At 68.3% G+C, this 1,600-nt stretch carries 1 protein-coding gene; it reads left to right on the top strand.

Going from position 1 to position 1,600, the window contains the following annotated elements:
* A partial coding sequence (locus tag ACLBX8_RS31445; RefSeq protein ID WP_447716394.1) for a hypothetical protein occupies nucleotides 1-1,103 on the top strand: 1,103 nt, incomplete at its 5' end.
* Nucleotides 1,104-1,600: the final 497 nt, after the last annotated feature.

Genomic DNA, 1,600 nt, shown 5'->3' with positions numbered 1-1,600 from the left:
ATCTCCCGGTACGAGCGGGGCTCCAGGCGGAAACGCCGGCCAGCGTAGTTCTGGATCAGCGGCTCTTGGTGGTGCGCCAGGAGCGGGCTCGGCCGGCGGAGCTGGATCTCCCGGTACGGGCGGGGCTCCAGGCGGAAACGCCGGCCAGCGTAGTTCTGGATCAGCGGCTCTTGGTGGTGCGTCAGGAGCAGGCGCGGCCGGCGGAGCTGGATCTCCCGGTACGGGCGGGGCTGGATCTCCCGGTACGAGCGGGGCTCCAGGCGGAAACGCCGGCCAGCGTAGTTCTGGATCAGCGGCTCTTGGAGGTGCGTCAGGAGCGGTCGCAGCCGGCGGAGCTGGATCTCCCGGTACGGGCGGAGCTGGATCTCCCGGTACGAGCGGGGCTCCAGGCGGAAACGCCGGCCAGCGTAGTTCTGGATCAGCGGCTCTTGGTGGTGCGCCAGGAGCGGGCTCGGCCGGCGGAGCTGGATCTCCCGGTACGGGCGGGGCTCCAGGCGGAAACGCCGGCCAGCGTAGTTCTGGATCAGCGGCTCTTGGTGGTGCGTCAGGAGCAGGCGCGGCCGGCGGGGCCGGCCAACGAGGTTCTGATTCGGCCGCGTTTGGTGGTGCGCCAGGAGCGGGCTCGGCTGGCGGAGCTGGATCTCTCAGTACGGGCGGGGCTGGATCTCCCGGTACGAGCGGGGCTCCAGGCGGAAACGCCGGCCAGCGTAGTTCTGGATCAGCGGCTCTTGGTGGTGCGTCAGGAGCGGGCTCGGCCGGCGGAGCTGGATCTCTCAGTACGGGCGGGGCTGGATCTCCCGGTACGAGCGGGGCTCCAGGCGGAAACGCCGGCCAGCGTAGTTCTGGATCAGCGGCTCTTGGTGGTGCGTCAGGAGCGGGCGCGGCCGGCGGGGCCGGCCAACGAGGTTCTGATTCGGCCGCGTTTGGTGGTGCGCCAGGAGCGGGCTCGGCCGGCGGGGCTGGATCTCTCAGTACGGGCGGAGCTGGATCTCCCGGTACGAGCGGGGCTCCAGGCGGAAACGCCGGCCAGCGTAGTTCCAGTTCGGCTGCGCTCTCGGCCGGCGGAACTGGATCGAGCGGCGTTAGATCGACCACAGATGTAAGCTCTCAGCCTCCGCAGAGTGGCCAACCCGGAGGGGCTGCAATGTCGTCAGGCGACAGCTCACCTCAGCAAGATTTTTCAGGTTCCGTGAGCCGTGTCAGGTCCTCGGCTGGCAATCTCTCCTTGACAGAGGCATCACCAGCCGTTCGAGGTAGTTTCTTATCCTTATTCGCCAGCAATAATCACAATAGTGATACTTTCAGCTCGGCTGAGGCTGGCAGCAGCAGATCGCAACAGCCGAGCAGCGGTGACGGCGGCGATTCTGGATCTGGGCGCTTCCTCGATGGACGCGAGCCGTCGCCATCTTCACCGACGGCCGCGGCTGCCAACGGGGGCGCCGCAACTGCGCCAGAGCGGAGCACCGCACCCTCCAGCTCGGCTGAGGCTGGCAGCAGCAGATCGCAACAGCCGAGCAGCGGTGACGGCGGCGATTCTGGATCTGGGCGCTTCCTCGATGGACGCGAGCCGTCGCCATCTTCACCGACGGCCGCGGCTGCC

The organism is Methylobacterium sp. D48H (assembly GCF_053345715.1).
The sequence above is the reverse complement of the archived record's forward strand: the minus strand, read 5'-3'. Positions and strand labels throughout refer to the sequence as shown.